The sequence below is a fragment of the Streptomyces sp. NPDC101194 genome, from assembly GCF_044767885.1.
In the GTDB taxonomy this organism is placed as follows: domain Bacteria; phylum Actinomycetota; class Actinomycetes; order Streptomycetales; family Streptomycetaceae; genus Streptomyces.
In genome coordinates this window covers 150,150-176,972 of the sequence record NZ_JBIWOS010000009.1, presented here as the reverse complement: position 1 = coordinate 176,972, position 26,823 = coordinate 150,150, and the positions used below count along the sequence as shown (strand labels likewise).

At 70.1% G+C, this 26,823-nt stretch carries 28 protein-coding genes and 1 riboswitch; of the genes, 15 read left to right on the top strand and 13 right to left on the bottom strand.

Features of this window, described 5'->3' with window-relative positions; translation table 11 throughout:
* Window positions 1-207: 207 nt before the first annotated feature.
* Window positions 208-2,940: a SpoIIE family protein phosphatase gene (locus ACIRP2_RS29285; RefSeq protein ID WP_404255416.1), complete on the bottom strand. Its 2,733-nt coding sequence runs from the start codon at window positions 2,938-2,940 to the stop codon at window positions 208-210.
* Between the two features lie 169 nt (window positions 2,941-3,109).
* On the opposite strand from ACIRP2_RS29285, the gene ACIRP2_RS29280 reads away from it, so the two are divergent.
* Both ACIRP2_RS29280 and ACIRP2_RS29275 read left to right on the top strand, forming a co-directional pair.
* Window positions 3,110-3,337: an antitoxin gene (locus ACIRP2_RS29280; RefSeq protein WP_093551072.1), complete on the top strand. Its 228-nt coding sequence runs from the start codon at window positions 3,110-3,112 to the stop codon at window positions 3,335-3,337.
* Window positions 3,334-3,705 (top strand): fic family toxin-antitoxin system, toxin component, encoded by a 372-nt coding sequence (locus ACIRP2_RS29275; protein WP_093551070.1) that lies wholly within the window; start codon window positions 3,334-3,336, stop codon window positions 3,703-3,705. The genes ACIRP2_RS29280 and ACIRP2_RS29275 overlap by 4 nt, the downstream gene beginning before the upstream one ends.
* 76 nt (window positions 3,706-3,781) lie before the next feature.
* Here ACIRP2_RS29275 and ACIRP2_RS29270 read toward each other — a convergent pair whose 3' ends face one another.
* From ACIRP2_RS29270 to bioB, 4 genes are all read right to left on the bottom strand, one after another.
* On the bottom strand, window positions 3,782-4,456 hold the full coding sequence (locus tag ACIRP2_RS29270; RefSeq protein ID WP_404255413.1) for a class I SAM-dependent methyltransferase: 675 nt from the start codon (window positions 4,454-4,456) through the stop codon (window positions 3,782-3,784).
* A 94-nt stretch (window positions 4,457-4,550) separates the two neighbouring features.
* Entirely contained in the window at window positions 4,551-5,237 is a 687-nt protein-coding gene (bioD, locus tag ACIRP2_RS29265; protein ID WP_404255411.1) for a dethiobiotin synthase, read from the bottom strand.
* 1 nt (window position 5,238) lies between these two features.
* Window positions 5,239-6,543 carry an adenosylmethionine--8-amino-7-oxononanoate transaminase gene (locus tag ACIRP2_RS29260; protein ID WP_404255409.1) on the bottom strand — a complete coding sequence of 435 codons (1,305 nt, stop codon included), beginning with the start codon at window positions 6,541-6,543 and terminating at the stop codon, window positions 5,239-5,241.
* Entirely contained in the window at window positions 6,536-7,702 is a 1,167-nt protein-coding gene (bioB, locus tag ACIRP2_RS29255; protein WP_404255407.1) for a biotin synthase BioB, read from the bottom strand. The genes ACIRP2_RS29260 and bioB overlap by 8 nt, the downstream gene beginning before the upstream one ends.
* Window positions 7,703-7,844: 142 nt before the next feature.
* On the opposite strand from bioB, the gene ACIRP2_RS29250 reads away from it, so the two are divergent.
* Window positions 7,845-8,987, top strand: coding sequence for an 8-amino-7-oxononanoate synthase (locus tag ACIRP2_RS29250; RefSeq protein WP_404255405.1), 1,143 nt, complete (start codon window positions 7,845-7,847; stop codon window positions 8,985-8,987).
* Between the two features lie 59 nt (window positions 8,988-9,046).
* On the opposite strand, the gene ACIRP2_RS29245 is transcribed toward ACIRP2_RS29250, so the two are convergent.
* Window positions 9,047-9,253, bottom strand: a complete 207-nt coding sequence (locus ACIRP2_RS29245) for a DUF397 domain-containing protein (RefSeq protein WP_404255403.1) — start codon at window positions 9,251-9,253, stop codon at window positions 9,047-9,049.
* A 25-nt stretch (window positions 9,254-9,278) separates the two neighbouring features.
* Window positions 9,279-10,139 (bottom strand): helix-turn-helix domain-containing protein, encoded by an 861-nt coding sequence (locus ACIRP2_RS29240; protein ID WP_404255401.1) that lies wholly within the window; start codon window positions 10,137-10,139, stop codon window positions 9,279-9,281.
* Between the two features lie 204 nt (window positions 10,140-10,343).
* Here ACIRP2_RS29240 and ACIRP2_RS29235 point away from each other — a divergent pair, with 204 nt between their 5' ends.
* Window positions 10,344-10,775 (top strand): ATP-binding protein, encoded by a 432-nt coding sequence (locus tag ACIRP2_RS29235; protein WP_404255399.1) that lies wholly within the window; start codon window positions 10,344-10,346, stop codon window positions 10,773-10,775.
* Window positions 10,776-10,913: 138 nt separating this feature from the next.
* On the opposite strand, the gene ACIRP2_RS29230 is transcribed toward ACIRP2_RS29235, so the two are convergent.
* The 4 genes from ACIRP2_RS29230 to ACIRP2_RS29215 form a co-directional block, all read right to left on the bottom strand.
* Window positions 10,914-11,387, bottom strand: a complete 474-nt coding sequence (locus tag ACIRP2_RS29230) for a C40 family peptidase (protein ID WP_404255397.1) — start codon at window positions 11,385-11,387, stop codon at window positions 10,914-10,916.
* A gap of 4 nt (window positions 11,388-11,391) precedes the next feature.
* Window positions 11,392-11,577: riboswitch (cyclic di-AMP (ydaO/yuaA leader) on the bottom strand.
* 385 nt (window positions 11,578-11,962) lie between these two features.
* Window positions 11,963-12,271, bottom strand: a complete 309-nt coding sequence (locus ACIRP2_RS29225; protein ID WP_404255395.1) for a hypothetical protein — start codon at window positions 12,269-12,271, stop codon at window positions 11,963-11,965.
* A gap of 7 nt (window positions 12,272-12,278) precedes the next feature.
* A complete protein-coding gene (locus ACIRP2_RS29220; protein WP_404255393.1) occupies window positions 12,279-12,917 on the bottom strand; it encodes an ATP-dependent Clp protease proteolytic subunit in 639 nt (212 codons plus the stop codon).
* 205 nt (window positions 12,918-13,122) lie between these two features.
* A complete protein-coding gene (locus ACIRP2_RS29215) occupies window positions 13,123-13,329 on the bottom strand; it encodes a hypothetical protein (RefSeq protein WP_404255391.1) in 207 nt (68 codons plus the stop codon).
* A 327-nt stretch (window positions 13,330-13,656) separates the two neighbouring features.
* On the opposite strand from ACIRP2_RS29215, the gene ACIRP2_RS29210 reads away from it, so the two are divergent.
* Entirely contained in the window at window positions 13,657-14,076 is a 420-nt protein-coding gene (locus tag ACIRP2_RS29210; protein ID WP_404255389.1) for a hypothetical protein, read from the top strand.
* A 530-nt stretch (window positions 14,077-14,606) separates the two neighbouring features.
* Here ACIRP2_RS29210 and ACIRP2_RS29205 read toward each other — a convergent pair.
* Together ACIRP2_RS29205 and ACIRP2_RS29200 are read right to left on the bottom strand one after the other, a co-directional pair.
* Window positions 14,607-15,716 carry a PP2C family protein-serine/threonine phosphatase gene (locus ACIRP2_RS29205; protein WP_404255387.1) on the bottom strand — a complete coding sequence of 370 codons (1,110 nt, stop codon included), beginning with the start codon at window positions 15,714-15,716 and terminating at the stop codon, window positions 14,607-14,609.
* Between the two features lie 805 nt (window positions 15,717-16,521).
* Window positions 16,522-17,460 (bottom strand): LysR family transcriptional regulator, encoded by a 939-nt coding sequence (locus ACIRP2_RS29200; protein ID WP_404255385.1) that lies wholly within the window; start codon window positions 17,458-17,460, stop codon window positions 16,522-16,524.
* Between the two features lie 58 nt (window positions 17,461-17,518).
* Between ACIRP2_RS29200 and ACIRP2_RS29195 the strand changes: the two genes are divergently transcribed.
* The 10 genes from ACIRP2_RS29195 (at window position 17,519) to ACIRP2_RS29150 (ending at window position 26,772) form a co-directional block, all read left to right on the top strand.
* Window positions 17,519-18,355 (top strand): NAD(P)-dependent oxidoreductase, encoded by an 837-nt coding sequence (locus tag ACIRP2_RS29195; protein ID WP_404255383.1) that lies wholly within the window; start codon window positions 17,519-17,521, stop codon window positions 18,353-18,355.
* 307 nt (window positions 18,356-18,662) lie between these two features.
* On the top strand, window positions 18,663-19,142 hold the full coding sequence (locus tag ACIRP2_RS29190; protein ID WP_404255381.1) for an Hsp20/alpha crystallin family protein: 480 nt from the start codon (window positions 18,663-18,665) through the stop codon (window positions 19,140-19,142).
* 489 nt (window positions 19,143-19,631) lie between these two features.
* Window positions 19,632-19,916 carry a type II toxin-antitoxin system Phd/YefM family antitoxin gene (locus ACIRP2_RS29185; RefSeq protein ID WP_404255379.1) on the top strand — a complete coding sequence of 95 codons (285 nt, stop codon included), beginning with the start codon at window positions 19,632-19,634 and terminating at the stop codon, window positions 19,914-19,916.
* A 629-nt stretch (window positions 19,917-20,545) separates the two neighbouring features.
* Window positions 20,546-20,848, top strand: coding sequence for an urease subunit gamma (locus tag ACIRP2_RS29180; RefSeq protein ID WP_404255377.1), 303 nt, complete (start codon window positions 20,546-20,548; stop codon window positions 20,846-20,848).
* Between the two features lie 15 nt (window positions 20,849-20,863).
* Entirely contained in the window at window positions 20,864-21,175 is a 312-nt protein-coding gene (locus ACIRP2_RS29175) for an urease subunit beta (RefSeq protein WP_404255699.1), read from the top strand.
* Window positions 21,168-22,889, top strand: coding sequence for an urease subunit alpha (locus ACIRP2_RS29170; protein WP_404255375.1), 1,722 nt, complete (start codon window positions 21,168-21,170; stop codon window positions 22,887-22,889). Before ACIRP2_RS29175 ends, ACIRP2_RS29170 begins: the two co-directional genes overlap by 8 nt.
* A gap of 13 nt (window positions 22,890-22,902) precedes the next feature.
* The gene (locus tag ACIRP2_RS29165; protein WP_404255373.1) at window positions 22,903-23,565 is read left to right on the top strand and encodes an urease accessory protein UreF; all 663 of its coding nucleotides are present in this window, start codon (window positions 22,903-22,905) and stop codon (window positions 23,563-23,565) included.
* Between the two features lie 27 nt (window positions 23,566-23,592).
* Window positions 23,593-24,270 (top strand): urease accessory protein UreG, encoded by a 678-nt coding sequence (gene ureG / locus ACIRP2_RS29160; protein WP_404255371.1) that lies wholly within the window; start codon window positions 23,593-23,595, stop codon window positions 24,268-24,270.
* The gene (locus ACIRP2_RS29155; RefSeq protein WP_404255369.1) at window positions 24,267-25,040 is read left to right on the top strand and encodes an urease accessory protein UreD; all 774 of its coding nucleotides are present in this window, start codon (window positions 24,267-24,269) and stop codon (window positions 25,038-25,040) included. The genes ureG and ACIRP2_RS29155 overlap by 4 nt, the downstream gene beginning before the upstream one ends.
* A 157-nt stretch (window positions 25,041-25,197) precedes the next feature.
* Window positions 25,198-26,772 (top strand): alpha/beta hydrolase, encoded by a 1,575-nt coding sequence (locus ACIRP2_RS29150; RefSeq protein WP_404255367.1) that lies wholly within the window; start codon window positions 25,198-25,200, stop codon window positions 26,770-26,772.
* The last annotated feature ends 51 nt before the right edge of the window (window positions 26,773-26,823 follow it).

Genomic DNA, 26,823 nt, shown 5'->3' with positions numbered 1-26,823 from the left:
AGCGCCGCCCCGTTCGGCGAACGAATTCACCGCCGGGCGACTTCACGGAGCGGACAGGGGGGCACCGCTCACGCTTCGGCCGGGAAGCTCCGTCGCCCCGGACATCGCGTCGGCCGCGCAACCCGTCGACCGCAACCCCCATGGGCGCGGAAGTCCATCGGCCGCGAACCCCGGCGGTCCGGATCCCGTCACCCTCAGATCCCGCCTTCAGAGCTCCGTGTCGAACATGTCCAGCAACGCCGTGCCGTCCACGTCCTCCTCGGGCCCGGGCAGCGACAGCTCGGCCCAGATGACCTTCCCCTGAGGCGTGTAACGGGTGCCCCAGCGCTCGGTCAGTTGCGCGACGAGGAACAGGCCGCGGCCTCCCTCGTCCGTCGCGGCCGCATAGCGCAGATGGGGTGAGGTGCTGCTGCCGTCGGCCACCTCGCACGTCAGGCCGTGATCGTTCAGCAGCCGCAGCGTGACCGGTGCGGAGCCGTGGCGGATGGCGTTGGTGACCAGCTCACTGAGCACCAGCTCCATGGCGAACGAGAGCGCTGACAGACCCCAGTCGTCGAGCTTCTCGGTCGCGGCGGCGCGCATCCCCGCCACAGCGGCCGGATCGAACGGTACGTCCCACTCGGCGACACAGTCGGGCGGGAGCGCCCGGGTACGGGCGATGAGCAGCGCCACGTCGTCCTTCGGCCGGCCGGGCAGGAGCTCGTCGAGCACCGCCCGGCAGCTCTCCTCCGGTGAGCGGCCGGGATGGGCTGCCAGGACCCGGCGCAGCAGCTCGATCCCCTCGTCGATGTCCCGGGTGCGGTCCTCGACGAGCCCGTCGGTGTACAGGACGAGCTGCGTGCCCTCCTCCAGTTCCATCTCCGCGGTCTCGAACGGCATACCGCCCAGCCCCAGGGGCGGTCCGGCCGGGAGGTCGGGAAACGTCACGCCGCCGCCGTCGGGCCGGACCAGTGCGGGCGGCGGATGCCCGGCCCGCGCCATGGCGCAGTCGCGTGAGACGGGATCGTAGATCGCGTACAGACAGGTGGCTCCCATCACCCCCGCGCCGACGGCCGTCTCCACCTCCTCCTGGTCGATGCGCCCGACCAGGTCGTCGAGGTGGCCGAGGATCTCGTCGGGCGTCAGGTCGAGGGTGGAGAAGTTGTGCACGGCCGTCCGGAGCCGTCCCATGGTGGCGGCCGCGTGCAGGCCGTGGCCGACGACGTCTCCGACGACCAGTGCCACCCGGCTGCCCGGGAGGGGGATCACGTCGAACCAGTCGCCGCTCACCCCGGAGACCGCGGGCAGGTAACGATGGGCTACCTCCAGGGCGCTCTGCTCGGGCAGCTCCCTGGGGAGCAGGCTGCGCTGCAGCGTCACGGCCAGGGCGTGCTCCCGCGTGTAGCGGCGGGCGTTGTCGATGCTGACCGACGCCCGGGCGACCAGTTCCTCGGCCAGGGACAGGTCGTCCGTGTCGAAGGGCTGGGGCTTCTCCGACCGCCAGAAGTCGACCACACCGAGGACGACGCCGCGCGCCTGCAGCGGCACGGTGATGAGCGAATGGATTCCGTAGTCGACGATCGACCGTGTCCGCTCCGGGTCCTGGGCGAGCCAGTCGGGTGCGATGCACAGCTCGGGCACCAGCTGCGACCGGCCGTTCCGCAGGGCCCGTGCCTGCGGTGTGGAGGGGAGGAATTCGTGCAGCCGGCCGCGTTCATAGAGCGGGTGGTCGTCCCGGATGCCGTGCACGGCGGCGCGGCGCAGGTCCGTGTTCGTACCGGTCGGCTCGTCGCCGCGCAGAACCGGGTCGGCCAGATCGACGGTGACGAAGTCGGCGAGACGGGGGACCGCGACCCGTGCCAGTTCCTCGGCCGTGCTCGCCACGTCGAGGGTCGTACCGATGCCGAGCCCGGCGTCGTACAGCAGTCTCAGCCGCTGGCGGGCGCTCTCCGCCCGGCCCGACAGCGCCCGCAGCTCCGTGGAGTCGCGCAAGGTCGCGACGGTCCCTTCGCGGGCGCCGTGACGTTCCGTGGGGCGCTGGCTCACCGAGAGCAGGCGGTCTCCCGCAAGATGCACCTCGTCCGTGGCGGGCCGGCCCGAGGCGAGCAGTTCGACCGTGCCGGGATCGAGGCCGGGCAGGTCCGAGACCTGCCGTCCCTCGGCGTCGCGCGGCAGATTCAGCAGCCGTCTCGCCTCGTCGTTGGCCAGCAGCAGCCGACCGTCGGCGCCGACGATGAGTACGCCTTCGCGCACGGCGTGCAGCACCGCGTCATGATGCTCGTACATGCGGGTCATCTCGGCGGGGCCCAGGCGGTGGGTCTGCCGCCGCAGGCGCCTGGCCACCAGCGCGGTTCCGCCCGTGGCGACGGCGAGCGCGGCCGCTCCGGTGCCGAGGATGATCGGAAGCTGCCGGGCCACCACACCGGTCACGTGGGTGACCTTCAGGCCCGCGGCCACCACGGCCACGACCTTGTCCCCGTGATCGAAGACGGGGACGAGGGCCTGCACCTCGTGGCCCAACGGGCCGTTGACGCTCTCGGTGTACACATGGCCGGCCAGCGGCGGCCCGATGCTGCCGACGAACCTCTTCCCGATCTGGTCCGGCTGGGGATGCGTGTAGCGGATCCCCTTCGTGTTCGTCACCACGATGAAGTCGACGTCGGCGGCCTTCCGTGCGGCCTCGGCGTGCGGCTGGAGCACCTTGGAGGGGTCCGGCGACCTCAACGCGGCCAGAATGCCGGGTGAGTGCGCGAACGTCTGCGCGACGGCGATCGAACGATTTCTCGCCTCCGCGCTGTTGTCGTGCCGGGACTGGAGTACGAGCGCCAGCACAGCGGCCGCCACGAGGAACACCACCACAACCACCTGGAGGGCGAAGACCTGTCCAGCGAGGCTCCAGGGGCGCCTGTCCGTGAGTGACCGAACCGGTGCGTTCCGGAATCGGCCGAAACGTGTGGCCACATTGACCTTTGTAACACCGCACGGTCGTCGGCGCGTGAGGTGAGCACGGCGGAGGGCCTGCGGACGGAAGTGCGCGGCTGCGGGGAGGGGGGCCGTACCGGCGACCGGTGTACGGGGCACCTTGGTGCCCCCCTTGCCGGTGCTAGCGGACCGGCGCTAGCGTGTTGTCGTGCCCAAGACTCAGCTGAACGTGAGAGTGGACGAGGCGACCGCCGAGGCCGCGCGACAGCGCGCGCTGCAGAGGGGGATGAGCGTGAACCGCTACATAGAGGAGCTCGTGAGGCAGGATGCGGGCGAGGTCGGACACACCTTTGTCGAGGCCGCGGCCGACTTCATGAAGCAGTACGAGTCGGTCTTCGCCGAGGAGTTCGGCCCGGAGCGCAAAGGCACGCGTTGAACCTCCAGATCGACCTTTCCTGGCTGCTCATGGTGGCCGAGCACAAGACCCCCGGCGATCCGCAGGTCGTCGACTGGGGGGCGCTCGTGGCCGCGGTGGCCCGCCATGAGGCCGAGATCTTCGGCAGTCCCGTCTACAGCGACCCGCACTCCAGGGCCGCCGCCCTGCTGCAGCTGCTGCTCCACGTCCCCGCGCTCGAACACTCAAACGCGATGTTCTCCTCCGCTGTCGCGTACGGCTATCTCGTCGCCTCCGGGCTGAAGGTCATCACCTCGCCGGAGCAGGTGCGCGATCTGGCCAGGCTGGTGAAGGAGGGCAAGGCGGACGTCCGGGCCATCGCCGACGAACTGCGCCAGTGGAGCCTGTGACGGCCCCGCACACCGCGGTGGGCGAACACGCCGGTGGAGCCCGTGACGACGCCGCACGCCGTGCCGGGCGGACGCGTCAGTCCACCGTCGGCCGCCGTGCCACGCCCAGCACACAGGCGGATGTGGGCAGCCGGACTCCCCAGTCAGGCATCCTGACCCGGCGGTAGGCCTCCACCACGAATCCGGCCCTCTCGACGGCGGCCAGGGTGTCGCGCGCCGTGTGACACCCGCCGGTCACCAGCGGCCACACGGTGTGGTCCAGTGCGCGCTGGATCGCTGCCATGGCCCGGTCGTCGGCCCGCACATGCTCGAAGAAGCGCAGCTCACCGCCCGGTCGCAACACCCGTACGATCTCCGCGAGCGAACGCTCCACATTTCGAACGGTGCACAACACCAGCGACGCGACCGCCCCGTCGAACGCCTCGCTCTTCACCGGAAGGGATTCCGCCGTGCCCGGCACCACATCCACCGGAACCCCGGCGCGCAGCGCCGATCGCACAGCCAACTGCCGCAGGACGCGCTCGGGTTCGACGGCCACCACCTCCGACACCGTGGGCGGGTAGTGCGCGAAGTTCAGGCCGTTGCCCGCACCTATTTCGATGACCCGGCCGGACAGGCCGGCCAACAGCTCCGAGCGCACCGCGGCCAGCCCCGCCCCCGTCTCCGCCGCCACGCTCATCCGGGCGTAGAACCGGGCGAAGACGGGGTGGTGCACCGTGTCCTGCGGGATCTTCGTGTCGCGCAGACGCATGACGGACCTCCTCCACACGGCGCCCGGCCGCACGGCGTTCGACCGGAAAGGTACGACTACTTCGATTCTCCCCCGTCCCGTGCGCCTGGGCCGCTCATCCGGCGGGCCGATCCCCTCCCAGCCGAGCCGACAGCCAACTACCCGCCCGGGAACGGAAGTCGGCGGGAGCCAGTGCGCCCGCACCGGCCGGCACCACACCCAGCAACGGGGCGTCCGCCACCAGTGGGAGATCCTCCAGATTGCACCGCGCCGCGAGGTCCGGCTCGGCGGGCATACTGCCCACCACCACGCCGAGGCACTCCAGCCCCCGCGCCCGCAGGGCCTCCGCGGTCAGCGCGGTGGTATTGAGCGTGCCCAACCCGGCCGGCGTCACCACCACGACCGGCGCGGACAACAGTCGGGCCGCGTCGGCAAGGGTCGAGCCCTCCTCGTCGAACCGTACGAGCAGTCCGCCCGCGCCCTCGACCAGCACCAGATCATGTTCGGCCGCCAGCTTCCCGGCCGCCTCGGCGATCTCGTACGGCCGCACCGGTGGGAGTCCGGCTCTGCGGGCGGCCGTCGCCGGGGCCAACGGATCGGGGTACCGGGCCAGTTCGACCGCAGTCACATGGCCGCCCGCCAGCCGTACCACTTCGGCCGCGTCCCCCGGTTCGCCGGGCGCCAGCCCCGTCTGCGCGGGCTTGAGCACCGCGACGGCCCGATCCCGGCACGCCGCCACGGCCGCGGTCACGACCGTCTTGCCGATCTCCGTGCCCGTGCCCGTCACCACCAGAACCGTCATCTCAGCCCTCCCGCGCAGCCGCGCACACGGCGCGGCAGATCCGCGCCACGTCGTCATCACCGGTCACATAGGGCGGCATCGTGTAGATGAGGTCGCGGAACGGCCGCAGCCACACGCCCTCCCGTACCGCGGCCCGGGTGGCGGTCTCCATGTCCACCTCGTGATCGAGCTGTACGACACCGATGGCGCCCAGCACCCTCACATCCCGGACCCCGGGCAGTGCCGCCGCCGGGGCGAGACCGTCCCTCAGTCCCGCACCGATCCGCCGGACCTCCCGCTCCCAGTCCTGGCCGAGCAGCAGGTCGATGGAGGCACACGCCACCGAGGCGGCGAGCGGGTTGGCCATGAACGTCGGTCCATGGGCCAGCACCGGCACCTCGCCGCTGGAGATGCCCTCCGCGACCCGTGAGGTGCACAGCGTCGCCGCCATCGTCAGATAGCCGCCGGTCAGCGCCTTGCCCACGCACATGACATCGGGAGAGATCCCCGCGTGACCGGCGGCGAACAGCTTCCCCGTACGGCCGAAACCCGTGGCGATCTCGTCGAACACCAGCAGCACGTCATGCGCGTCGCACGCCTCGCGCAGCACGCGCAGATAGGCGGGGGAGTGGAAGCGCATCCCGCCCGCGCCCTGCACCACCGGCTCCACGATCACCGCGGCCAGCCGGTCGGCGTGCTCCGCGATCAGCTCCCGCAGATGGCGCACGTACGCGGCATCCGGTTCGGTGTCGTAACCGGCCGGCGGCTCGTCCGCGAAGACCTGCCGAGGCAGCACGCCCGACCACAGCCCGTGCATGCCGCCCTCGGGGTCGCACACCGACATCGGCTGCCAGGTGTCCCCGTGATAGCCGCCGCGCCACGTCAGCAGCCTCTGTTTCGCGGGCCGCCCGGCCGATCGCCAGTACTGCAGACACATCTTCACCGCGACCTCGACCGACACGGAGCCGGAGTCGGCCAGGAAGACATGCCGCAGCGGCTCCGGGGTGATCTCGACCAGCCGGGTGGCCAGCCGAACGGCGGGCTCATGGGTGAGCCCGCCGAACATCACATGACTCATCCGGTCCAGCTGACCGCGTGCCGCCTCGTTGAGCACCGGGTGGTTGTATCCGTGCACCGCGGACCACCAGGACGACATGCCGTCGACCAGTTCGTCCTGCCCGTGGGCCGGTTCGGCGAGTCGGAGCCGAACCCCGGACGCCGACTCCACGACCAGCGGCTCCTGACGTCCGGGCATCGGGCCGTACGGATGCCAGACATGGGCCCGGTCCAGGGACCGCAGCTCGGCCGGGGAGAGGAGCTCAGGCATTGGGGGCGAGTTCCGTTCCCGCTCCGCGCCGGCGCACCGCCACCAGATCCGTGCGTGCGGCCGGGACCTCACCGGTCTCGGCAACGGCCTCACCGGGCCCGTCGCCGCAGGGTGCGCACCCGCCCTCGTGCGCACCACAGCCACCACCCGGCTGCGCGCGGTGCGGGGGCAGGGTCGTCGTCCCCGCTCCCTCCACCTCGAAACCGGCGTCCGCGATCATGTCCAGATCCGCCTGCCCCGCCTGCCCCTCACTGGTGAGGTAGTCGCCGAGGAAGATGGAGTTGACCAGGTGCAGGGCGAGCGGCTGCATCGAACGCAGATGCACCTCGCGCCCGCCCGCGAGCCGTACCTCCACATCCGGACAGACGAACCTGACCATCGCCAGAATGCGCAGGCACCGCTGCGGGGTGAGATTCCACTCCTTGGCCAGCGGGGTTCCCTCGAACGGGATCAGGAAGTTCACCGGCACCGAGTCCGGGTCCAGTTCGCGCAGCGAGAAGACGACATCGACCAGATCGGCGTCGCTCTCCCCCATCCCGGCGATCAGCCCGGAGCACGCCGAGAGCCCGGCGGCCTGCGCCTGCTGCACGGTCTCCACCCGGTCCGCGTAGGTGTGGGTGGTGGTGATGTCGCCGTACGTGCCCTCGGACGTGTTGAGGTTGTGGTTGTACGCGTCCGCGCCCGCCGAACGCAACCGCTCGGCCTGTCCGTCGGAGAGCAGACCGAGGCAGGCGCACACCTCGACGCCCTCGTGCCGGTCCTTGATCGCCTCGATGGTCTCCGACACCCGGTCGACATCACGGTCCGTCGGGCCACGACCGCTCGCCACCAGACACACCCGCTTGGCGCCACCCGCCACCCCGGCCGCGGCGGCCTTCGAGGCCTCGTCCGGTTTCAGCCAGGTGTACTTGAGGATCTCGGCCTTCGATCCCAGCCGTTGCGAGCAGTACGAGCAGTCCTCGGGGCAGAGCCCGGACTTGAGATTGACCAGATAGTTCAGTTTCACGCGTCGCCCGAACCACTGACGACGCACCTTTCCGGCCGCGGCCACCACTTCGAGCAGATCGTCGTCCGAGGTCGCCAGTACGGCGAGAGCTTCTTCCCGGGTCGGCATTTCGCGCCGCAGTCCCTTGTCCACCAGCGTGTTCAGGAGGTCCATGGCGTTGATCCTGGCCTATGGCACGGCCCGCGGCCAAGGAGGAACCGGACAACAGCGCGCGTCGAGGGTGTGTGTATTGCCACACCATGACCGGCTGCGCCCCCGGTTAGCCTCTGTGAGCTGCCTACAAAAGGGACCGCTCATGCCCTTCGACCCGTTCGACTGGATCGACGACGAGGCGCGCCGCCGTGCGGACGCCGGACTCGTCCGCACGCTCCGCCCCCGACCCGCCGAACCGGAGCTCCTGGATCTCGCGAGCAACGACTATCTGGGGTTGACCCGGCACCCCGACGTCACCGCCGCAGCGGCGGAGGCCGCCCACCGGTGGGGTGCGGGCGCGACCGGATCACGGCTCGTGACCGGCTCCACCGCGCTGCACGCCGAGTTCGAGGACCAACTGGCTGATTTCTGTGGCTTCGAGGCGGCACTGGTGCTGTCCTCCGGCTACGCGGCCAATCTCGCCGCCCTCACCGCGCTCACCGGCCGTGGCTCGCTGATCGTCTCCGACGCCGGCAACCACGCCTCGATCGTGGACGGTTGCCGACTCTCCCGGGCCGAGACCGCCGTCGTGCCGCACTCCGATCCGGATGCCGTGCGCAAGACTCTGCGGGCACACGCGGGGCGCGCGCTGGTGGTCAGCGACTCGGTCTTCTCGGTGGACGGCGACGCCGCGCCACTGCCCGAACTGGCCGAAGCCTGCCGGGCGGAGGGTGCCGCACTGCTCGTCGACGACGCGCACGGCTTCGGTGTGCTGGGGGAGGGCGGTCGGGGTGCGCTCGCCGCCGCGGGTCTGGCCGGCGGCGAGGGAATCGTCACCACACTCACCCTCTCCAAGTCCCTGGGCAGCCAGGGTGGAGCGGTACTCGGTCCGGCCGCGGTCATCGAACACCTGGTCAACACGGCCCGTACGTTCATCTTCGACACGGGTCTGGCACCGGCCGCCGTGGGCGCCGCCCTGGGCAGCCTGCGACTGCTGAGCCGCGAGCCGGAGCGCGCCGCCAGGGCCCGGGCGGTGGCCGCCGCGTTGTACGCGGGGCTGACGGCGGGCGGGCTGACCGTCGCACGCCCCGACGCGGCCGTGGTCTCGGTGCGGGCACCCTCGGCACAGGCGGCTGTGCGCTGGGCGGCCGACTGTCGCGCCGCAGGCATCGCGGTGGGTTGCTTCCGGCCGCCGTCGGTGCCGGACGGCGTCTCCCGGCTGCGGCTGACGGCGCGGGCGGACCTGACCGAGGAACAGATCGCCAAGGCTGTGGCGATCGTGCGGCGAACCGCCCCCGTCGGCTGACCCCGACGGTCGATCGACCGCTTCCGCGGACGGCTTCCTTCGTGGGACGGTCCTGCCTGTCAGTCGTCCGGACCCCGGCGCAGGCCGGAGACGAAGGTGGTCCAGGCCGCCGCGGAGAACCGCAGTGGTGGCCTGGACACGTCCTTGGAGTCCCGCACGGCCAGCCGCCCGTGACCGAACGGCGCGGTTTCCACGCAGTTGTTCATTCCCGTGCTGCGGCTGCTGCGCCGCCACCGTAACTCGTGCTGTGCGAGGCAATCCGACATGACGCCCCTCTCGGGCGGTCCGGGGTTACTGACCGCCGCGGTCGATCGCGGCGATGAGGTCCAACGAGTGCTGCGGCGACAGCGCATGTGCCTGCATGGTGCGGAAGGCCGAGCTGTACGCCTCAAGGTCTTCTTTCCGCTCCAGGTAGAGGCTACTCGTCAAATGGTCAAGAACTACCACGTCCAGATCAGAAGTGTTCGGAAATGAGAAGATAACGAAAGGTCCGGTGAGGCCGGCGTAGCCGCCGACCGAGAACGGCAGTAACTGGAGTTCGACATGGGGAAGTTGGGCCACCCGAGCCAGATGGCGCAGCTGGTTCCTCATCACCAGGCGCCCGCCGACCTCGCGCCGCAGCACCGCCTCGTCGAGCACCGCGCTCAGCCGCAGCGGCGGATCGGTCCGCAGCACCCCCTGCCGGGCGAGCCGCACCTCCACCAGGGAGTCCAGCCGGCCGGCGGGTGGATCGTCCAGCGAAGCCCGGGTCACCGCGCGTGCGTAGTCCGCCGTCTGCAGAAGTCCCGGCACCACCGAGGTCTCCAGGGTCCGTGCGGTCCGCGCCTGCGACTCCAGACTGATGAAGTCGCGGTACTGCGGCGGAATCAGACCACGATAGGCATGCCACCACCCGGTGCCGCCACCGCCCGCCGAGCCCGCCAACGTCTCCAGGAGCGTCCGGAGCCGGGTGTCGTCCACGCCGTACGCGTCCATCAGCCCGGCCACGTCGGCCGGGCGCACCCCACTGACACCGGTCTCGATCCGGCTCACCTTGGACTGGTGCCAGCCGAGCATCCGCGCGGCGTCCCGACTGGTCAGTCCCGACGCGTGGCGCAGACTCCGGAGCTCCTCCCCGAGCTTGCGGCGTCGTACCGCAGGGCCGTACTGCATGCGCGGCCTCCCTCCCTCTCGTGCCGAGCGGACAGTGTGGCGCCCGCAAACGGTTTCGTGGGGCAGGGTTCACCGCATTGAGCGACAGATATATGCATATCCTGATGGATCGCCGTCGCGGAGGGCAGCATCGATGGCAATCTGGCGCGAAGCGCAACCGGGGCCGATCCAGCGTCGGTCCGGGTGGGAAAGGGACGGCTCGCCATGGCAGACCATCAAGAAGCAAGCGTCACTCTGCCGAGCGATCCGGCCTCGGTTTCGGCGGCCCGGAAGCATGTGGTCCGGGTGCTCACCGAATGGGGCCTGACCGTCGACACCGAGTTCGCCGACAGTATCCGCCTCATCGTCTCGGAGCTTGCGACCAACGCCGTCCAGCACACCTTCGGGCAGTCGCCCACCTTCACCGTGGACCTGAGACTGGAGCAGGAGGAACAGCTCTATCTGGGGGTGACGGACAGTCACCCACGCTGGCCCCGCAGGCTGCCCGCCGCCGTTCAGCAGGACAACGGGCGCGGCATGGTGATCATCCGTTGTCTCGCCAAGGAGTGCGGCGGCCGGCTCACCGTCACCCCCACCGCCGACGGCGGCAAGACGGTCTGGATCGCGCTTCCCTGGAGCATCCCCGTGCAGGGCTGACCGAGGGCGGGAGCGACGCAGGGCGTGCCGCGTCGGGTCGGGTGACCGCCCCGCACCGGTGACGAGCGGATCAGCGGCACGGGGCGGTGCACCGCCGGCGGGTCGGGGCCGGAGGGAGGTGAGGATCCGCCGGACGGGTCAGCCGACCCGCCCGTAGTAGACGCGCTTCGTCCAGATCTTCTCCAGTCGGACCACCGCGCCGGTCCTCGGCGAGTGCCAGATCTTGCCGTGGCCGGCGTAGATCCCCACGTGGTAGACGCTGCGACCGTAATGGAAGAAGACCAGGTCGCCGCGTTTCCTGTGCGAGGCCGAGACATGGCGGGTCTTGTTGTACTGCTGCTGGGCGGTGCGGGGGAGCCGCTTGCCTGCCTTCTTGAACGAATAGACCGTCAGTCCCGAACAGTCGAAGAGGTTGGGACCGGTGGCCCCCCACCGGTACGGCGCCCCCTTCTTCGACGCGGCGATGTTCAGCGCCTTCATCGAGGGAGTCGCCGCCTGGGCCTCCGGCGTGGCGCCGGGGGCGAGCACGGTGCCGCCGACGGCGGCGAGAGTCAGAACCGAGGCCGTACCGGCCCGGACGAGCAGAGACGGGACATGAACCTGCGCAGTCATGCGCAACCCTTCGTCAGCCGCCTGTGAAGGATGACCTGTCGGGTTCGGGCTGGCGAAGTTGCCCGGCCGCGCTCGGCGGCTTCACCCCGAGGATCGACCGGTGATCCGGCCGACCCGTTGTGCTCGGGTCCTCCACTCCTGCCGATCCACTTCTGTCGACCAGACATCCGGACGACGGCAGGACTCGGCGTCCGCCCGGACCGCCCCGTCGCGGTGACGGGGGCTTGTCGTCCCAGGGATCTTGACTCACCGACTGCCGGATTTCCGAAGGGAAGCGATGATTTGCGTGGATCATCACGAATGACCCGTTCGGGTGGAGGCGGCGCACTCTCGGGTGGGGTCGTTCACCGGGACCCGTCTCGTACCAGCACTGGAATCGTTGATTCCGTTCACTGGTCATCTGAAAAGCGCAAGTTGAGATATCCGTCGTGAGGGGGGCTTCCTACGCCGAACGAGCGAGGAATTTCGATGTACCCACCGGGCGTGTCGTGTACGGGAGTTGGCCGAATCCCGGCTGTCGGCGGGGGTGGGGGAGCCGACCGGACCCCGGCGGTGCCGGGGCCGGTGGAGACTGATCAACTCGGCGGAGCGGGGGGTACGGTGACACGTCCGGCCCGCCGCTCCCCGTCCAGTACGCGCAGCGCTCGTGCCAGGGTTCCCGTGTGGATCTGCGCCTCGCCGCGTTCATGCATCGACGCGAGGGCATCCCGCAGCGCGCCCGCCCGGGACACGAGTGCCTGCGCGGCGCGCAACGCGCCGTAGGTGTCGCTGCCACGGGCCGGATTGATCCGGCCCAACTGGTCGAGGACTTCGAGGTAGTGGTCGATGAACTCCCCCTCCGCGCGGGTCAGTGCGGGCAGTTGCGGCAAGTGTGGCGGCTGCACCGGGCGTTCACCTCGTGCCATACGTGGGGAGCGATGACTTCCGGTTCTGTGTGAGGTGGTCCACCAGGCCGTACGCCTTGGCGCCCGGGGCGTCGAGAATGAGATCGCGCTCGATGTCGGTGGCGATCCGCTCTGCGTCACGGCCGGTGTGGCGGGCCAGCAGTGTGATGAGCATTTCGCGGACCCGTTCCAGCTCCAGGGCCTCGATCTCCAGGTCGGAAGGCCGGCCCTGCACCGGCTCGCTGAGCGCGGGTTGCTGTACGACGACCCGGGCTCCCGGCAGTGCGTGCCGTCGGCCCGGAGCGCCTGCGGCGAGCAGTACGGAGGCGCAGGAACCGGCCTGGCCCAGGCAGAAGGTCTCCACGTCGCAGGTGAGGTACTCCATGGTGTCGTAGATCGCGGACATGGCTTCGAACGAGCCTCCGGGGGAGTTGATGTAGAGGGAGACGGGTCGGTCCGGATCGTCATGCTCCAGATACATGAACTGGGCGATCAGGTCGTTGGCCGCGGTGTCGTCGACCGGGGTGCCCAGGAACACGATCCGCTCGGCGAGCAGCTTGGAATACGGGTCGAAGGTGCGGGTTCCGCTGGTGGTGCGCTCGGTGAACTCGGGCAGTACGTAGCGGGCGCTGGGACGGAACGGCATGGGTGACGCCTCTCCTCCGGGTCTGTACGCAGTCCGCGTATCCGGGTCTGTGCAGGGCCTGTGCGAGCTTCTGTGAAAAATGTACAGGACGTACAGGCAGCCATGAGGGGGTGTGATCCTGGTGATCCACTGAAACTCCCAGGTCAGAGGTTGTTTGGCCGTTCGCTGAGGGCGGATGTCTCACGAAGGCGACGAAGCGGGGCGCTCAGAGGAGTTCGGCGCAGGCGTGCTCGAACCCGGTCGGGCTCATGCGAGGACCGGCCTCCACTCCCTGGTGTCGCGGATGAAGCTGCCGGTCGTCCAGCGCGTCGATCTCCGCCAGGGTGAACCGCAGCACGGACAGACGCCGTCCTCGTGCCGTGTGCTCGCGCGGCTGCCGCAGCGCGCCAGGCGCCAGGGCGAGCACGGCCACGACGGGCCATCACCGTACGAGCGCCTCGCCCACCCGCACGAGCAGCCGCACCACCAAGGAGACCGATGCGGCGGCGACCAGGGCCGCCGCCCCGCACTCGGCCACGCCATGCGGCCGACGGATCGTAAGTACCTTTCTCTGAACCTGATGAGGTCCCTGCTGCGGCATGGCTCTTCATCAGGCACGGGAGGCAGGAAAGTCGGGCGCATCCGGCGAACTGGTCAGCAAGCGCAGCCGGACTGACGGTGATTCACGCATGCCGTCAATCTCCCTGTCATGTCATCCCAAGGGCGCAGTTCCGGAACCGTGTTGTGCATCGTCTTGGCGATGCTCAGCATGACCACGGCGGTGATCTTGTCGGCGGTCGCACTGAGCGCGACCTCTCAGGTGCCCGATGAGCCGCTGGACATGTACAGCAACAAGATCGATCTCTTCAAGGACGCCGACTGCGACGCCAGGGCAGATGCTCCACCCGATCAGCGCTTCATGCGCTGCTTCTTCGAGCACCAGTCGACCATGCAGAAGGATGCGGCGTTCTGGGGGAGGGAGGTTGCAGCGCGGCAGGCGGACATCCAAGCGAAGGGCAACTTGGCGATCATCTTCGGCGTGTTGGGGGTGACCTTCGCGGTCTGCGGCGTGGTGTCCAACAGAGGGAGCCGGACCGAGCCGCAAACCACCGACAGCTGGGCAACCCATCCCGCCCCGGGCGGGGAACCCACGCCTACCCAATCACCCGCGCAGCCGTAGCCACAGCCTCCAAGGCAACGTGTATTGGTTCACTTGCTGGGAAGATCGACGCTGTGCCGCAGATCGAGCTCGGTGCGGAGCGGACAGTCTGCTCACGGTGATGCTGGACGTCGCCTCCATCGGTGATCTGGGGCTGGACGACGCTGACATCCAGTATCTACCGGGCTCTGGCCGAACATGAGAAGGCTCAGGCGTACCCCGAAACCATCGCGGCGACCAACGCCGACTTCGCTGTCCTCCAGGTCGAGAGCCAGGGCGACGAAATTCCGCAGCCCCGCCACTCCGCTGCCGCTGTAGACCTATAAACCCGCTGGTCAACGTCGTGACGGGGTGGTGGCGACGCTGCACGCCCGTACGAGAAGAAAAGGAGCGGCGTCACCGCCCTGTCGGCCGAGGCCGGGCTCCGGCAGGGGAGGAGCGTCTGCCAAGGCGATCGACTGGAGGGCACACGGCATGGTGTACGAGGACCGCGCGTAGTACGGCATCCGGGGAGTCGGCGGTGGCGAGGACGAGCGTGAACCCGCCCGTGCTCAGATCACCGAATTGAGTGCTTGGTCGCTTTCGCCAGTGGGTCGCGGTAGGAGCGCCTGCTCGGCCGTCTCGGCAGCCGGCGGCCGTCGGCTGCGTTGGACGGCGATCGCGGCGGCGTCGTCGGCCAGGTGTCCGCCGACGTGGGCGATGAGATCGGTGCGCAGGTGGTGGACCAGCGCGGAGGGGTTGTGGTGGCCCCACGAGGCGGCGCGTTCGGACAGCGGGTAGAAGACGCCCTTGGCATTCCGGGCCTCGATCACCCCGTCGGTGTGCAGCAGCAGCGTGTCTCCGGGGCCGAACGTGAAGGTGTCGACGTGGTAGAGGTGGCCGACCAGTTCACCCAGGCCCAGCGGCGGGGCGGGGCAGGTGGCGTGCAAGGTGGAGACCTTCTGGCCGTCCAGCAGCAAGGCGGGCGGATGCCCGCAGGTGACCATGTCCACCTGCGGCAGCGCGTCGGGGATGTCGAGGATGGCGGCGGTGATGAAGCACTCGCCGGCCTTCTCCGCCTCGGTGGGGTCGGCCAGGTTCCAGCACACGCTGTGGTCCAGGTAGGCCGCGAGGTCGGGCAGACCGGTCTCACGGTGCGCGCCCTCCCGGAAGGCGCCCAGCAGCAGAGCGGCGTCGCTGATCGCGGTCAGACCCTTGCCCATCACATCCCCGATGATCAGCCGGGTGCCCGTGGGGGTACGGACGGCCGCGTACAGGTCGCCGCCGAGCAGGGCCTGCTCCTGCGCCGCCATATACACCGATCCGACCCGCAGCGGGCCGATACGGTGCGGCAGCGGCCGCAGTACCACCCGCTGCGTGGCCTCCGACACCGTCCGCACCAGCGCCAGCTCATGGGCGTGCCGCTCTTGCAGATAACGGAAGACCGTCACGATCACCGAGACCACCAGCAGGACGATGAGCTGCGTCCCGAAGTCCGTCCATCTGCCGAGCAGCTGGTTCTCCTGAAGGCCGATGATGAGCATGCCCGCCACCGCCAGCGCAGCGATCGCCCCGGTCATGCGGGTGGAGGCGAAAGACGCGGTGAGCGCGGGCGCCACGATCAGCAGCGACGGGCCCATCGGCAAACCGGGGCTCAGCACGTCGGTCAGCACGATTGTCATGATCAAACCCAGCGGCAGCGCCAGCAGAGCGTCACTGGTGTGCCGTGAGCGAGGACGGTCTGCAAACCGCTGCCGCAGGCGCATATTTCCTGCCTACACCCTCCCGGGCAGCACCGCAGGCGCAGGAACGCGACGGGGGTGCACCGCTCTTGTCCGGGTAGGAGACGAGGCGACGATGCCGCCGCCCATGATGCCGTTCGCAGCGATGGCCTGCCGCATGAACGCGGCCAGGACGTGGCTCGAGCCGACGCGCCCCATGTCGCGGCGGATGCCGTGTCGACGGCAGAACATCGGCGAAAGCGGCCGGCTCCGGCAAGGGAGCCCCGTCTGCAGCGTGAGGCCCCGACCACGTCCGGGCCGTGAGCATCACCGCGCGCGTCGTCGTCCGCGCGGACTCGGCGTTCTTCTCCCACAAGGCCATGTCCGTGTGCCGCAAGTCCGGCGCCGCCGTTCCCCGGCTGTCGCGGTCACGAAGACGGTCCGCGAGGCCATCGCGCAGATCCGTGGGCGCGGGGACGACGATCCCGGCGGGCCCTTGCGGGGCGCGTCCCATTCCCTCGGCGTTGACGAGCCGGTGCGTCAGCAACTGCCGCTCGTGGTCCATGTGCTGGTCGACGGCGAGGCCGCGGAGGTGATGCGGGCTGCGCGGAGACAGAATGAACTCCCCACCGAGCCGCGGGAGGTACAAGCAGCGACGGCGTGAGTGGATTGCTGGGGCGATCGTGGGAGCAGGGGAACTCCCTGTTGCCCGCCTGAGTCGACTCGCGGACGTGGACCGGAACCGCATGCTTCCGGGCAACGGGCGTCACCGCGCCGCACGTCGGGAGAATCCGCGGGATCCGCGCAATGCGGCCGCTGTCTCGTGGAGGACCTTGAGGAACGTCCGGGCAGCTTCCGTCGGTGTGGGGGGAGTCGCCGCGTACACCTGCCGGTAGGGCACGTCGTGCGGGTGGATGGTGACGAGGACGACGTCCCGGCTCACGGACGCAGCGGCCAACGCCGGTACAAGGGTGATGCCGAGCCCCGCTGCGACCGCGCCGAGCTTGGCGATCCAGTCCTGTGCGATCAACCCGGTACGGGGGGTGAAGCCGCTGTCGACGAGAGGGCGGAACAGGGTGTCCGCCAGGCTTTCATGGCCGACGACCCACTCCTCGTCGGCCAGGTCGGCGAGCCGTACCGCGCGTCGGCCCGCATGCGCGTGGCCGCGCGGCAGGGCAACCAGCATGGGCTCGTCCAGCAGGTGGTGAAGGGTCGCGCCGTCGGGCGGGGGAGCACCGAGAGCTGGGCTGACCACAGCCAAGTCCTCCTCGCCTCCGACGATCCGCCCCAGGTGCTTCACGGACGGTCCCTCGATGCGGGTGATGGTGACGCCCGGATGCCGGACCCTGAACTCTGCCTGCGCCCGCGGCACCAACGTGGCGTTGGCGCTGGAGAACGAGCCGAGCCGCAACAGCCCCCCGTCCAGGGTCCGGAGCGCGTCCAGCTCCGCGCGTGCCGCCGTGAGCCGGTTGCGCACCGCCTCCGCGTGGGGCAGCAGCACTCGGCCTGCCTCGGTGAGCCGCACCCCGCGCGGCAGCCGTTCGAACAACTGTGCCCCGGCCTCCTCCTCCAGACTCTGCACCTGACGTGAAACAGCCGACTGGGTGTAGCCGAGGGTGCGGGCGGCACCGGTGAAGGAGCCCTCCAGGGCGACAGCCAGAAAGATCTCATACAGGCCGAGACCCATGTCATGCGAACTCGTCATGGCATCAATGCTAAACATTCGCTTGTCGCATGACCGAGGGCCTCATAGCGTCGAGGCCATGCCACAGAACCAGAACTCCTACGATCCGAGATCGCAGCAGATAGCCTTCCTCGGCCTGGGCAGCATGGGCAGGCCCATGGCCTGCCGCCTGCTCGCTGCCGGTCACCGCCTCACAGTGTGGAACCGCACCCCCGTGCACGCCGACGAACTGGTCGAGGCAGGCGCCACCCGGGCCGCCACGCCCTTTGAAGCTGTTGCCCACGCGGACGTCGTCATCACCATGCTCTCCGACCCGGCAGCGGTCCTTGCCGTCGCCGACGCAATGATTCCCGGACTGCGTCCAGGTACGACCTGGATCGACACCTCGACCATCGGCCCGGACGCCGTCCGTGCCCTCGCGACCCGGCTCCCAGAAGGCGTCACCCTCCTCGACGCCCCGGTCATGGGCAGCGTCGACCGGGCCGCAAGCGGAGAGCTGCTGATTCTGGCGGGCGGCGACACCACCTCCGTCGAGGGGATCCTCGGCCGACTCGGCACGGTCACCGCCTGCGGTGCTCCAGGCGCGGGTGCCGCGCTGAAGCTGGTCCTCATCAACGCCGTAATCGGCGGAGTAGCCCTGATCGGCGAAACACTCACGCTCGCCGCCGCCCTCGGCCTCCCTCAGGACCTCGCGCTGCACGCCCTCGGCAGAGGTCCGCTCGGCCAGGCCGCGGCGCGGGCAACGGCAACCGGCTCCCACTTCACGCTCGCCCTCGCGGCCAAGGACGTCGCCCTCGCCACCGCGGCGACGAAGCTCCCCATCCTGGAAGCCGTACACCAGACCCTCATCGACGACCCGGTCCTGGAGACCGCGGATCTGGCGGCCGTCGTCCGGATGCCAGGCACCGTGGGATGAACCGGCTCCGGCTGTCGAACGCCCCTCCCGCCCGCCGCTCCTGAGCGCGGCAACGCCCGGAATGCTCTCCCGCACAAGCGACTCGAGCTCTGCGCAACCGTTCATCCGCGTTGGTCCGGCCGTTCTGACGGTGGCCCGCCCGAACGAGTGTGGCGGCGACGTCGCGGCCTCGGGACCGGATCGCCCCGTCGGCCTTCGTGCGATACATCTGTTCCTGCCCGGTGGTTCTTGCCCGATTCGCGAGGCGATAGGCAGCCACGCAGCATGGAGGTGTACCCGAATCGTCGTTTTGCGGAGGTGAACCGCGATGGGTCTTCCCGTCGTACACCGCAGGCCCGGCCGTCTCCTGGAACGGCCGTTCCCCTCGCTGGGCTGGGGCGAGCCGACCGCCGCCGAGTTCGATGACCTCTTCGAGCGGATGAACCGCTTCCTGGGAGCCATCGGCACCGAGCCCTCCGGCGGGGCATGGTCGCCCCTGGCCGACCTGCATGAGACAGACGACGCCTACGTGGTCGAGGCGGAGCTGCCCGGGATCGAGCGTCAGGACATCGACATCGAGATCAGCGACCGGGAACTGTGCATCACAGGGGAGTACAAAGAATGTGAGCGCGAGGGCGCCCTGCGCCACAGTACGCGGCGCACCGGGCATTTCGAGTACCGGACGCTGCTGCCGACGGACCTCAAAGCCGAAAAGGTCACGGCGACGCTGGCCGACGGGGTGCTGACCGTCACCGTGCCCAAGGCGCAGGCGGCCAAGCCGCACCATGTCGAGATCGCTCAGGCCTGAGGCATGCATGGAGGTGGGGGCGGTTCCCGGTTCCCACTGCCTGGAAAGGGACCCTCCGCTTCCAGAAGGACTCGGTGGCACCGGGCTGCAGCCTCATCGACACCCGGTGCCAACTCCACGTGCGAAGCCAGGCGAACTGCGCTCGACGCTTCGGCTGATGGCCGCCGACCGTTCTGTTCGCTGTTGATCTCGACCGCGTGTCGATGCCCCTGGTACGACGGCGGTGCCCCCACCGCAGACGGCTCCCTCGACGTGATCAACCCGGAGATCGTCCCACGGGCCGGCCACCGTGACAGTGCCCGATCGCGTCATGTGAGGTGTCGATCCGCGCTGAGACCCGCCAGGATTTCAGGGCGACCAGAAAAATCTTCGTCTCGTCCCGTCTCACGCACCTCTCCCGAACGGGAGCACGCGAGAGCCTCTGACCTGGATAATCGCTGTCGCCACGGACCACGGCGGACCAGGTGGACATTACATAAGCTAGGGAGCATGGCCTACGAGATTCCGGTGACGCAAGCCCGAGCTGAGCTCGCCGAACTGATCAACCGCGTCGTCTACGGCGGTGAGCGCGTGGTCGTGACGCGGCACGGCAAGCCGCTCGTGGCCCTCGTCTCGGCCGCTGACCTGGAGCGACTGGAGAACGATGAGGCGGCCGCAGAGGAGCAGGTGATCAGCTCCGTCTCCTCGATCGGCTCCGCGGTGTCCGCTTCCGGCGAACGGCGGCGCTTCGGTATCGCGGCGGAGCACCGGGGGCCTCACGAGCCGGGCCGCTGAGCGCCGGCCGAGGTCCGTGGCGCATGGACGCCGCGGAGGGGGCGGACGCGGCCACGATCCCCACGCGTCAGGGAGGACACCCGATGGCCGCCCGACGGCAGGAGGCTCGTGCCGAAGGCGCTGCCCCCGGCTCCCGGCCACATCCGCACCCGTGACCCGCATTCCGGCACCGTCCAGAGCCCGGGGCGTGACCGCCCGGCGCAGCGATCGCTCCTCCGCCCGGCTTCCCGCTGAGACGCAGCCGACGGCACCAGGCGTGCGGCCGGGGTGGGCAAGGCCCACCGCCGCGCGGGTCCCCGCGGACGGTCGTGCGGCCCGCCACGTGGTGCCGAGGGTGGCGGCGGTGGCGCGGAGGGCTCCTCGCACGGTCGGCGCCCTCGATGACGCCGGGAGGCCGTAACGGTCGGAGAACGCGCTGCGGGGCCTGGTTCTCATGGAATGGAGGAAGACCGCGGTCTGCCGCCGTGCGCCACCAAGGGTGACGGAGCCGGTTGTATTTAACGCGCCGGAAAAACTTCGGCTCTAGCGTGCATACCTCGCCGCGAGGCACCCGTTCGACGTTCGTCGACGGCGACTGGTGTCCGCTGTGCCCAGGGCCGGCAACGGGCACAGGACTGTGAGGTGGAGGCATGCAACTGACCCCGCATGAACAGGAACGCCTGCTCATCCATGTGGCTGCCGACGTGGCTCATCGGCGTCGGGCACGAGGCCTGCGGCTGAACCACCCGGAGGCGGTCGCGTTGATCACCGCACATCTGCTGGAGGGCGCCCGCGACGGCCGCACGGTCTCCCAACTGATGGCGTCGGGACGCAGGGTGGTCTCCCGCGACGACGTCATGGACGGAGTTCCGGAGATGATCCATGACGTCCAGGTCGAGGCCACCTTTCCCGACGGCACGAAGCTCGTCACCGTCCACGAACCGATCGTCTGACGGGGCGTGGCGACGATGATTCCCGGAGAGATCCTCCACGGTGACGGGCCCGTGCCGTTCAACGAGGGCCGCGCCGTCACCCGCCTCACTGTTCTCAACGCTGCCGACCGGCCCGTCCAGGTCGGCTCGCACTACCACTTCGCCGAGGCCAATCCGGGCCTGGTCTTCGACCGTCCGGCCGCCCACGGACTGCGGTTGAACATCGCCGCAGGGACCGCAGTGCGCTTCGAACCCGGCATCCCCGTCGACATCGAACTCGTTCCACTCGCCGGGCGGCGCATCGTCCCCGGCCTGCGCGGCGAGACCGGAGGTCCCCTCGATGGCTGAACTCGACCGCGCCGTCCACGCCGATCTGTTCGGCCCCACGACCGGCGACCGTATCCGGCTGGCCGACACCGATCTGCTCGTCGAGATCGATGAGGACCGCTCGGGCGGCCCCGGACTCGCGGGCGACGAGGCCGTGTTCGGGGGCGGCAAGGTGCTGCGCGAGTCGATGGGCCAGGCGCGCACGAGCCGCGCGGAAGGAGCTCCGGACACCGTCGTCACCGGCGCCGTGATCATCGACCACTGGGGCATCGTCAAGGCGGACCTCGGCATCCGGGACGGCCGGATCACCGGGATCGGCAAGGCCGGCAACCCCGACACCATGGACGGTGTCCACCCCGATCTGGTCATCGGCCCCGAGACCGAGATCATCGCGGGCAACGGCAAGCTCCTCACCGCGGGCGCCGTCGACGCTCATGTCCACTTCATCTCGCCGACGCTGATCGACCAGGCGCTCTCCAGTGGTGTCACGACCCTGGTCGGCGGCGGAACCGGACCGGCCGAGGGAACCAAGGCCACCACCATCACGCCGGGCCCGTGGCACCTTGCCCGGATGTTCGAGGCTCTGGAGGCCTACCCCGTCAACATCGGTCTGCTCGGCAAGGGCAATACGATGTCGCGCGAGGCCATGCACTCCCAACTGCGTGCCGGTGCGCTCGGATTCAAGATCCATGAGGACTGGGGCGCCACCCCCGCCGTCATCGACGCCTGCCTGAGCGTCTGCGAGGAGACGGGCGCCCAGCTCGCCATTCACACCGACACCCTCAACGAGGCCGGATTCGTCGCCGACACCCTGGCGGCCATCGCCGGACGCTGCATCCACGCCTACCACACCGAGGGCGCCGGCGGCGGGCACGCCCCCGACATCATCGGCGTCGTCTCCCAGCCGCACGTCCTGCCCAGCTCGACCGACCCGACCCGGCCGCACACCGTCAACACCGTCGAGGAACACCTCGACATGCTGATGGTCTGTCACCACCTCAACCCGGCCGTGCCCGAGGATCTCGCCTTCGCCGAGTCGCGGATCCGGCCTTCCACCATCGCGGCCGAGGACATCCTCCACGACTTGGGGGCCGTCTCGATCATCTCGTCCGACTCCCAGGCGATGGGCCGCATCGGCGAAGTCGTCCTGCGTACCTGGCAGACGGCCCATGTGATGAAGCGACGCCGTGGCGCACTGCCCGGCGACGGGCGGGCGGACAACCACCGGGTGCGTCGCTACGTAGCCAAATACACCATCAACCCGGCGGTCGCGCAGGGCCTGGACCGGGAGATCGGCTCGGTGGAGACGGGAAAGCTCGCGGATCTGGTTCTCTGGGAGCCGGCGTTCTTCGGTGTCAAGCCGCAGACCGTCATCAAGGGCGGCCAGATCGCGTACGCGCAGATGGGCGACGCCAACGCCTCCATCCCGACCCCGCAGCCGGTGCTGCCCCGCCCGATGTTCGCAGCGGTGGGCCGTTCCCCCGCGGCCAACTCGTTCAACTTCGTCGCGCACGCGGCCATCGAGGACGGGCTTGCCGAACGACTCGCTCTCGGGAAGCGTTTCGTGCCGATCACCAGCACGCGTGGTGTGACGAAGGCCGACATGCGGGAGAACGACGCGCTGCCGCGGGTCCATGTGGACCCCGACAGCTTCGCCGTGACGATCGACGGCGAACCGGTCGAGCCGGCACCGGCCGTCGAACTGCCCATGGCCCAGCGTTACTTCCTCTTCTGATGCGGACCGTGCGATGACCCGCGCAGCCCTGCTCGTCCTCGCCGACGGCCGGTTCCCCGCCGGTGGCCACGCCCACTCCGGCGGCGCCGAACCGGCCGTGAGGGAAGGGCGCATCCGTGACGCCGAGGACCTCGCGGAGTTCTGCCGGGGCCGCCTGCACACCACCGGACTCACGGCCGCCGCACTCGCCGCGGCGGCCGCCCACGGCCACGACCCGCTCGCGCTCGACGAAGCCGCCGACGCCCGCACCCCGTCGCCCGCACTGCGTGCCGTCGCGCGCAGGCTCGGACGGCAGCTGATGCGGGCGGCCGGTGCCACCTGGCCGAGTCCGGAACTCGCCGCGCTCGCCCGGTCCAGGCCGCGCGGCGCCCACCAGCCCGTGGTGCTCGGCCTCACCGCCCGCGCGGCGGGACTCGGGCCCGAGGACGCCGCGTACTGCGTCGCCTACGAAACCGTCGGCGGTCCCGCCACCGCCGTCGTCCGTCTGCTCTCCCTGGACCCCTTCGAGGCCACCGCCGTCCTCGCCCGTCTCGCACCCGAACTCGACCGCATCGCCCAACAGGCCGCCGCCGCGGCCCACGGAGCCGTCGACGCGCTGCCCGCCCCCTCCGCCCCTCTCCTCGACATCACCGCCGAGACCCACGCGACCTGGCCGGTCCGCCTGTTCGCCTCGTAGTCCCGCAACAACCTGGAGACGTAACCGATGCACCTCGACCACGCCCAGCACGGACCCGCCGCCGTGAGTGCCGATGCCGCCCGCCCCGACGGTACCCGCCGCGCCCTGCGCATCGGGCTCGGAGGGCCGGTCGGATCCGGCAAGACCGCGACCGTCGCAGCCCTCTGCCGCGCCCTGCGCGACCAGCTCTCCGTCGCCGTGGTCACCAACGACATCTACACCAGGGAGGACGCCGCCTTCCTGCTGCGCCATGCCGTCCTGCCGCCCGAGCGCATCCAGGCGGTGGAGACCGGCGCCTGTCCGCACACCGCCATCCGGGACGACATCTCCGCCAACCTCGAAGCCGTCGAGGACCTGGAGGACACCGTCGGGCCGCTCGATCTGATCCTGGTCGAATCCGGCGGCGACAACCTCACCGCCACCTTCTCCAAAGGACTGGTCGACGCCCAGATCTTCGTCATCGACGTCGCGGGCGGCGACGACGTCCCGCGCAAGGGCGGCCCCGGCGTCACCACCTCGGACCTGCTCGTCATCAACAAGACCGACCTCGCCCCGTACGTCGGCTCCGATCTGGACCGGATGGCCCGCGACGCCGCTCAGCAGCGTGGCCCGCTCCCCGTGGTCCTCACCTCGCTCACCTCCGGGGAGGGCGTGGGGCCCGTCGCGGAATGGGTACGGGGGCGGCTCGCCGCCTGGACCGCGTGAGCGTCCGGGCCGTCGCCCGGATCGGTGCGGCCGTCGACGGCCGGGGCGTCACCTCGCTCCCCGTGCTGGAGAGCGACGGACCGCTCGCCCTGCGCCGGACCAGGGCCCCGCACGGGCCGTACGCCCGGGTCACCGTCGTCGGTGCCATGAGCGCGCCGCTCGGCGGCGACCGACTCGCCATCGAGGCTCGGGTGGAGGAGGACGCATGGCTCGCCGTCGACTCGGCGGCGGCGACCATCGCCCTGCCGGGGGCGGGCAGGGTCGCCGAACCCGCCACCTACGAAGTCGAGTTGAGCGTGGGGGAGCGGGGCCGGCTCCGCTGGCTGCCGGAGCAGCTCGTCTCGGTGCACGGCAGCTCCCTGCGCATGACCACACGGGTCGAACTCGCCCCCACCGCACGGTTGGTGCTGCGCGACGAGCAGATCCTCGGCCGCCACGGCGAGAGCGGCGGCACCTTCACCGGTCGTCTCACCGTGTACCGCGCCGGCCGTCCGCTGATCGACCAGCAGACGGCGTACGGTCCAGGAGCGCCCGGCGGCTGGGACGGTCCGGCCGTCCTGGGCGGGCACCGTGCCGTCGGTCAACTTCTTCTCGTCGACCCGTCCTTCGACGACCAATGCCCCCGAGCGCGCCTGCTGGGACCGACCGCCGTCCTCACCCCGCTGGCCGGACCGGCCGTGCTGGTGACGGCCCTCGCTCCCGACGCCCGTCTGCTGCGCTCCACCCTGGACAGCGCGATGAACGACGTATTCGGAGCCTCGGTGGGATGAACACCGCTCAGCGGGACACGGGTCTCCGGTTATCGATTCGGTAAAGAAGTGTGCGTACGGCCTGTTCCCAGGAACCTCACAGACGACAGGATCCGCGGGAGGTCAAGAACGAAACGCGCCGCCATCGGCGGCGCTTCTGATGTGGGGGAGGTTCCACTTGAGACGCACAGCAGTGCTCGGCTCGGCCGGCGCTCTGATCGCGGGCACGCTCATAGCGGGCGCGGTGACCGCACCGGCGGCCACGGCCGAAGGCCGTCACCAAGGTTCCGAGGCGCGTGGCGTAGAGATCGCCGCGGCACGGGCGGCCAGGTCCGGCATCGACTGGAAGGACTGTCCGGCCGACTGGGCCCTGGCCAAGCCGATCCAGTGCGGCTGGGTGACCGTGCCGCTCGACTACGCCAGGCCCGACGGCAAGCAGATCAAGCTCGCCGTCGACCGGCACGTCAGCACCGGCACGAAGGACGAGCGACAGGGCGCCCTGCTCTACAACCCGGGCGGCCCCGGCGGTTCGGGGATGCGGTTCCCCACCCGGATCACCAACAAGAACCCGCTCTGGGCGAACACGGCGAAGGCGTACGACTTCGTCGGCTTCGACCCTCGCGGCGTCGGCCACTCCGCGCCGATCTCCTGTGTCGATCCCCAGGAGTTCGTCAAGGCCCCCAAGGCCGACCCCGTACCCGACTCCGAGGCCGACAAGCGCGCCCAGCGCAAGCTCGCCGCCGAGTACGCGGACGGTTGCGCCCAGCGCAGCGGCGACATGCTGCCGCACATGACCACGCCGAACACCGCCCGCGACCTGGATGTCATCCGCGCCGCTCTCGGTGAGGAGAAGCTCAACTACCTGGGCGTCTCCTACGGCACCTACCTGGGAGCGGTCTACGGCACGCTCTTCCCGACCCATGTCCGCCGCATGGTGGTCGACAGTGTCGTCAACCCGGCCAAGGACAACATCTGGTACCAGGCCAACCTGAACCAGGACATCGCCTTCCAGGGACGCTGGGACGACTGGAAGGCATGGGTCGCCAAGAACGACTCCGTCTTCCACATCGGCAACACCCCCGAGAAGGTCGAGCAGGCGTGGCTGGAGCTGCGCGCCGCGGCGAAGAAGAACCCGATCGGCGGCGTCGTCGGCCCCGCCGAGCTCATCGGCTTCTTCCAGAGCGCGCCGTACTACGACTCCTCCTGGGCGCCCGTCGCCCGGATCTGGAGCGCATACCTGGGCGGCGACACCCAGGCTCTGGTCGACGCGGCGGGCCCGGACATGTCCGACACCGCCGGGAACATCTCCTCGGAGAACGGCAACGCCGTGTACACGGCGGTCGAGTGCACGGACGCCAAGTGGCCCACCAGCTGGCAGAAGTGGGACCGCGACAACAGCCGGCTGCACAAGGAATACCCGTTCATGACCTGGGCCAACGCCTGGATGAACCTGCCCTGTGCGACCTGGTCGGCGAAGCAGCAGACCCCGCTGAACGTGAAGACCGGCAAGGGCCTGCCGCCCGTGCTGATCGTGCAGTCCACGCATGACGCCGCCACCCCGTACGAAGGCGCCGTCGAACTGCACAAGCGCTTCAAGGGCTCGCGCCTCATCACGGAGCGGGACGCCGGTTCGCACGGCGTCACCGGTCTGGTCAACCCCTGCATCAACGAGCGGGTGGACACCTACCTGCTCACGGGCGGGACCGACAGCAACGACGTGACGTGCGCCCCGCACGCCACGCCGAAGGCGTAACGGTCACGACCGAGGGACACGGGCGGCCGGCGGTCTCGAACCTCCGGCCGC